Origin of the sequence: Winogradskyella sp., from assembly GCF_013213975.1 — a bacterium.
Taxonomy (GTDB): Bacteria; Bacteroidota; Bacteroidia; order Flavobacteriales; family Flavobacteriaceae; genus Winogradskyella.
Window position 1 is genome coordinate 1 of record NZ_JABSST010000115.1, and the last position, 6,790, is coordinate 6,790.

Here is a 6,790-nt window from a genome sequence, read left to right on the forward strand (position 1 = left end):
AATCCATTAACATATGCTCCACCCGCTGGATCAAACGATATGAAAAACTCGTCTGTCAAATTAACGGGTGCGTCAGTAAATACCTCAGCAATATTTGGAAATGTTGCTGCAGGAGCATCTGATGGTATATCTCTTTCACAGCCTAAGAAAGCCATTGAAATTAAGCTTAATAGGCAAAATACTTTTGCTTGTATTTGATTTAATTGTTTCATTTATCTAGCTTTTTTATTTTCCGATATTGATATGTAAATAAGTTCTTATTTCCCATTCTGAACCGTTAGGAAACCCTGCAGGGCTTAACACAGGGGGGGCGGTACCTGTCCCCGCGGGCGCTGCTGTTGGCGCATACCTAGGAGAGAACTCATCTAAGGATCTCCATGTTCCTCTAATTCCTATTCTAGTACTAGGCAGGATAAACCAATCTGGTTTTCCTAAAGACGTTGATAAATCTAACATTAACTGTAAAGGGAAGGTCAAGTTAAAATCTCTGTGGTAATCAAAAGGCCCCCAATCATTAACCTTTACATGTGCTTGAAGCATATTCTTTCTATAAATGGCTCTCACATCCGCACCAAATCGTGTAATGGTTCTGTCTGAATCTCCGTTACCTTGACCGTTACCGTAATAGAAATTTCCGATAACACCTAAGTCTGAACTAAGCTTCGACACCATTCTTGAATGCACCTCCCAGAGATCTTCTGCAGGCACAGAGTTTGGGAAGGCAAAAAATGTACGATCAGCTAAGAATCCAATATGGGCATCCATACTCGTTGGCAATCGACGATATACAAACCCTAAGTTCATAGCAAACTTCGCATCTTCTGCTCTGTCATTATCCCATTGATACATCCATGTGCCTGGAGTTGGATCGTAAGTGAATAAAATTTCAGAACCAAACATTTCTCTATTACCTTCTCTTACAGCGAAAGGGTCGTCGATGATGTTACGAAGCCTGGCAGCACCACCAAAATTATTTGGAATAGGATCAACCAATGGTTCTTGATACATGAAATTTGGCGCTACTTGGAAATCCCCAAAAGAATATGTAAAACCTGTAAGTGCATTAACCATGTTACCACTTCCACTGTCCTTTAATCGCCAACCAGTAAAAGTCTGTGTTTGGTCTGTACCGCCAGCGGCAACTACACCCATGTACGAAGCTTGACCATACCAATTAAACTTTCCGCCTTCGTAAGTGATTTTAAATTTCCCACCCCAATTATCGCTCCCAGAAATCTGATCTTCTACCACTTCGTTGTTATCATTTATCGCTTGGAACGTACTTCCATTAAGAGGGCTTCCACCCCAAATACCACCGAGAGTAATATCAAATTTCCCAAATTCTCGCTCTAACACAAGTGTTGCTCTTTCCGTTGGCCAAGCTGGAATAATACCACTTCGAACTTGATTAGCATTTAATACACGACGCCCAGTAGCATCAAACTCTAAGTTAGTATCTAGATCCCGATGATATATTCCTGTTACATCCCACTTCCCAAACTTACGCTGGTACTTTAATAATGCTGTTGGGTTTGCTCCCCACCATAATTGGGGTCCAAAGGCAGCTTTTAAACCATCTAATTTTCCTTTGGCATCTAACTCAAGCCCCAAAATTTCACCGTTATAAATATCTAAATTTGGTCCATAATTAGCTTCTGGATATAGGTTAAAGAAATCACCTTCATATGCCCAATGATAATGACCAGTACGATAAAATCCTCTCACATCAAAATCTTTATGATTCCACTCAAACTCTGCTTGATATAACCTTAATCTATTATTATCGTCTATAGTGATATTTTCGCCAGTATTTGGATCTTGTACGGTGTAAGGTCGGTTTACATTTTCGTAAAAGATTTCATTGATTGGATTATCAGCGACATTTCCTAAAATATTGAATGTTGCCTCAGCCCTCATACTTGCAGAAGGTTTTCCTTCAATACCAACAAAATAAGACTGCATGTGATCAAACCCTAGTTGATTAGGAAAAGTGTTGTTAGTTTCGTCTGCAGTCTCTGGGGTTGTAATAAGACTTCCACCGGTGTTAAATGTTGTAAACTGAGCTGACAAGCGACTAATCCTAATTTTCTCTGAATCATTTCCTCCCAAAGCCGCTTTATCTCCACGGGCTCTGAGCACTGCATCCATTAAATTAATATTATTAAAATAGTTATTTAAAAAACTCATATCCATACCCTCAGCATAAGGATTAAGGCTATGTGCTTCTTTTAAAGCATAGTATGCCGCTCTTGGATATAGCGTATAAAGTCCTCTTTCGTTAGTCGATCCTTTTGCACAAACTCCAAACCACTCCTCATTCATATTATTAGACCCATTTTCTGTATCATGTGGATAACCACCATTTACCCAAGTTGCATTGTTGTCATGAACATCGAGATTAGTAGTCTGACCGTATTTCCACCAGCCATCACTAAACTGAAAAGTAAAACCACCAATAGAATTATTCGCCTTGCCTAGACCTGCAGCATTCTCATAAATTTCTTTCCAATTACCCACCATATAATAAGCTTGAGCTCTTTGGTCTTCTTGATTTGTTAGTGCATTAAATGCATCGGCACCAAATTCGGTTAGCATTACCGGCTTTCCGTATTCATTTTTAATGCGCTCAAATGCGTCCGTGAAAGACACACCTCTATACATATTTGTTCCGTAGATATCAACATCTGGACATTCTTCTGCAACGATGTCTAGAAATAAGACATCCCCATTACAAATTGCAACTGGATGAGAACCATCAGCAGATTTCATTGCTAATGCAGCATCATTCATTAATTTATACATTGGTCTTCCTCGACTCTCACCAACCGCTCTTCGCTGATCATCCTCATCTGGAAAGTCCTCCGTTTCAGCACCTGCCCAGAACAACCCGTAATTATTTTCATTTCCTAATAGATATAACAGAAGACCAGGGGTATCCTTGTATGTTTCTACCAATTCAGTTGCTTCAGACAACAATAATTTCTTAGTTTCTTCATCATCATACTTTGTAACAGGTGTCCAAACACCATTAATTGTTAAACCATATCGCCCAAATGAATGGTTAAGCATCGTATAGATGCCATAATTCTCATAAATATATTCTATCCATTTTGGCTGGATTCCCGTGTAGACTCTTATGGTATTTACTCCCATATTTTTTAAAAGTCCCATTTCTTCATCCAACGCAGCCCTAATGATATCATCGGATTGGTTCCAGAGACTGTAAGAATAATTTGTTCCTATTGGGAAATAATCCCAATTCATACCATTGATAATAAATGGTTTTCCATTTACAACTAATTTTTGTCCTTCTGTATTACTCTCAACTGACACCTGAGTCGATTGTGCCACTATTGGAATCGTAAAAAAGAAGAGCAATAATTTTAAAAGAAATTTTTTCATACTATAATTATTACGTGTTGTATTGATTAGCTTTCTGAAACTTATAACAAAATATTAACGAATCCTTAATCTAGGACTATACAAAAAACATACATCGCAATAAACTCACGATAATTTTGCGAAATTTGCATTAAAACCTCCCTTGTATAGCGAATAGAAAGTATTAAAGAATTTTGAAATAATATGTTCACAAGATTCAAAAAACCTATAGTGTATAGGTTTTGTATAGTTAAAAATTGATCTTGTATAGGAGTTATACTTTTAAAATATAATCTGCAAGACTCTGATCATGATCTAATCCCATCTTTTTTCTCAATCGATATCGCTTTACCTCAACACTTTTGTGAGAAATATTGAGTAAAGGAGCAATCTCTTTTGATGACAAGTTTAACCTCAAATAGGCACATAGACGTAAATCATTAGGAGTAATAGAAGGATGAAGCTCCTTAATTCTCTTCATGAAGTCTTTATCGACATTATTAAAAGCTTCTTCAAATAATTTCCAATCGTTGGTACTATTAAGACTTGTATTAATCATTCTTATTACGCGCTTTACATCATCCGAAGACTTACTACGATTTAATTCGTCTTTTATAGTATTAAGCAATTCATTACGCTTTACTAAATTCATAGTAGCAGCACCTAATTCTCTATTTTTGTTTTCGATATCAAGTCGCAGATTCTGATTTTTAAATTGTACCAACTGTCTTTGCGTTTCCAGATTTTTCATCTCTAGCTCTCTCTGTTGCTGCTGAACAACCTTTTTCTTTTGCTTCTTATAGTGACGTTTATTAAGAAAGTGAATAATAAATAATATACCCAAGCCCAAAATGATGTAAGAAATAATTGCAAGCGGTTTAAGGTGCCATGGTTTTTCAATTGAAAATTTATAGGATAAGGAATTATCAACAACCACAGATCCAGCTTTAGCTCTTACCTTAAATTCATAATCGCCATATGGTAAGTTATCAAAGTTTACTTCTGATGAATTGGACCAATTACTCCAGTTGTCATATATACCTTTTAATTTGTATTGATATTTTGAACTTACAAGTTTATTGTAATTTGGCACACTATAACTAAAATGAAGCCTATTTTGCCTATTGCGTAATTCAACTTCTTTTCTATAGTCCAAAGAATTAAATTCATTATGTAAGGAGGAATATGAAACTTCATTAAAACTGACTTCGTAAGAGTTAGTTGTAGACTCTGATATATCTAAAATTATATACCCTTCGCTATTTCCAATTAGATATTTATCATTTTTAACCTGCATGATGTTTTCAAAACCTGTTTTGATTTTGCGCATAGCATCAGATATCTCGATGACATTTATTTCTGGATTACCTGAGGATATGCCTGGCTCTACATAAATAATATTCTCTTTAGTAAAACCCCATAGTCTATTATTCTCGTCTTCATATATTAACTTTCCAGATACATAAGTATTTCCTGAAAAAAGTCGAGTTAATGTAGAATCCATAACAAATGTCTCTAACTGTCTATTGAACCTAAAGACCCCATTTTTATAGCTATATAAAACAGAACCATTGTAAGTAACCAGGCTAGATTTTAAACCCTGTTCAATATTAATCTTTTCGTTTTTAATTACTTTCTTAAAGTCCTTATCAAGTTTGATTTTATATATTCCTTTGTACTCGTGATTGACTAAAATTTCATTAGAATTATAGAATTCAACAAATCTTGAAGACATTCCATATCCTGAAATTTTATTTCTGTGACTCCATTCTCCATTTTTTAATTCTAAGATATTTAGACCATTATAATTTCCTTGAAGCAATAAATTATCCTTACCTTCTACAGGCTTAATTACCCAAGCGCCAAGTTCAGTTGAAATCTTTTGAGCGGTATTATTATTAATTACAAATGTTCCTTCATCATGTCCACAAAACAAAGTACCCTTCAAATATGTCAAACTCCAAACTTGCCCTTTCGTACCTTCGAGAAATTGAAATTTTTCACTGGAATCTAAGGTTTTATAAAACAATCCTTGGTTGGTACCTAAGTACAAAATATTGTCTACGATAATTGACGTATAAACAGTTCCTAGAACACCTTGCTCATCGATAAAAACACGGTATTTGGAACTTAAATTAATAACATCAATACCATTATCTAAACCAAGCCAAATATTACCATAAGTATCTTCTTTGATTGATAAAATAGTATTATTACTTAATCCATCTATTTGTTCAATCTTTTGAATTAAGCTTCCATCTTCATCCAATAAAACCACACCATTCGAAATAGTTCCTAAAACAAATCCGCCATTTTTCAACCTTATACTATTATAAACGCTTATACTGTCAAGAAATTCGTCTGAGTCTGTATTCCATTTCTCAACAACACCATTTACATAAGTAAAAAACCCATTCTGTTGGGTTTGTAAGAGTAAATCACTTCCAAGAGTAAATAAATTAACCAGTTCATAATTACTGAGGTCTTCAGACGAGACGACTAATTCTGATTTTCCCTCAACAATTTTAAAAAGTCCTTCATTTATTTTTTGAAAGTAAATAGACTCATTAACTAAAAACATTTTATTAATTCGCTCTTCAGAATTAATAACATCTACATTTTTTTCTTCTACATTATATATGTATATGCGCTCAAAGGATTGGAATATCATATAGTTTTCAAAACGAATAATATCCCAGAATTCTTCATCTTCCTTAACAGAAATAGTGTTTTCTTTTACTAAAGATTTGTATTTAAGTTTGCCAAACTCATCTTTAGTCCAAAAGCCGAAATCCATATAACCTCCAGAATAAATTTTATCCCCAACAGATTTCACCGATCTTAAAATATCATTATTCGGAGATGTATATAAGGTCCATCTAGCACCATTATATTCCAGAAGACCAGCGTTATTAGCGATATAAATAAAGTTATTATCGGATTGTGTGATGTCCCAATTTTGGTCTTCCGCCTTGTAGTCATTTGGAGAAAAAACCTGAATTGGAGGAATTTCTTGCGAATTGAGATTTAATACTATAAAGAGTATAAAAACAAAACCAATGATTTTAACAAATTCTGATATATATACCTTTGAAATTACCACCTAGACAACTATGTTAAGTTATGACACTTAGTAAATATAGGGATTTTGTATTGTTATGTTGTGTTGAATCAAAAATCTTATATACAAATTTTATTATAAAATAATAAAATTGATCTAAGTTAATATTTAATTTTCTGATAACATAATCACTTAAAATGATAAATCTTATTGTTAAACTTCAGGTGTTTTTTGACACAAAAAAAGCCCGAACTATTGTTCGAGCTTTAACTTGTACTGAAGGCGGGACTTGAACCCGCACGGCCATAATGGCCATTGGATTTTAAGTCCAACGTGTCTACCAATTCC

At 34.4% G+C, this 6,790-nt stretch carries 2 protein-coding genes and 1 pseudogene; all 3 read right to left on the reverse strand.

Annotation, left to right across the window (positions count from 1 at the left end):
* A pseudogene (locus HRU49_RS13650) lies at positions 1-212 on the reverse strand (carbohydrate-binding protein); the annotation flags it as partial.
* A 13-nt stretch (positions 213-225) separates the two neighbouring features.
* Positions 226-3,402 (reverse strand): glycoside hydrolase family 2 TIM barrel-domain containing protein, encoded by a 3,177-nt coding sequence (locus HRU49_RS13655; RefSeq protein WP_296358109.1) that lies wholly within the window; start codon positions 3,400-3,402, stop codon positions 226-228.
* A gap of 253 nt (positions 3,403-3,655) precedes the next feature.
* Positions 3,656-6,484, reverse strand: a complete 2,829-nt coding sequence (locus tag HRU49_RS13660) for a triple tyrosine motif-containing protein (protein ID WP_296358112.1) — start codon at positions 6,482-6,484, stop codon at positions 3,656-3,658.
* Positions 6,485-6,790 lie beyond the last annotated feature (306 nt).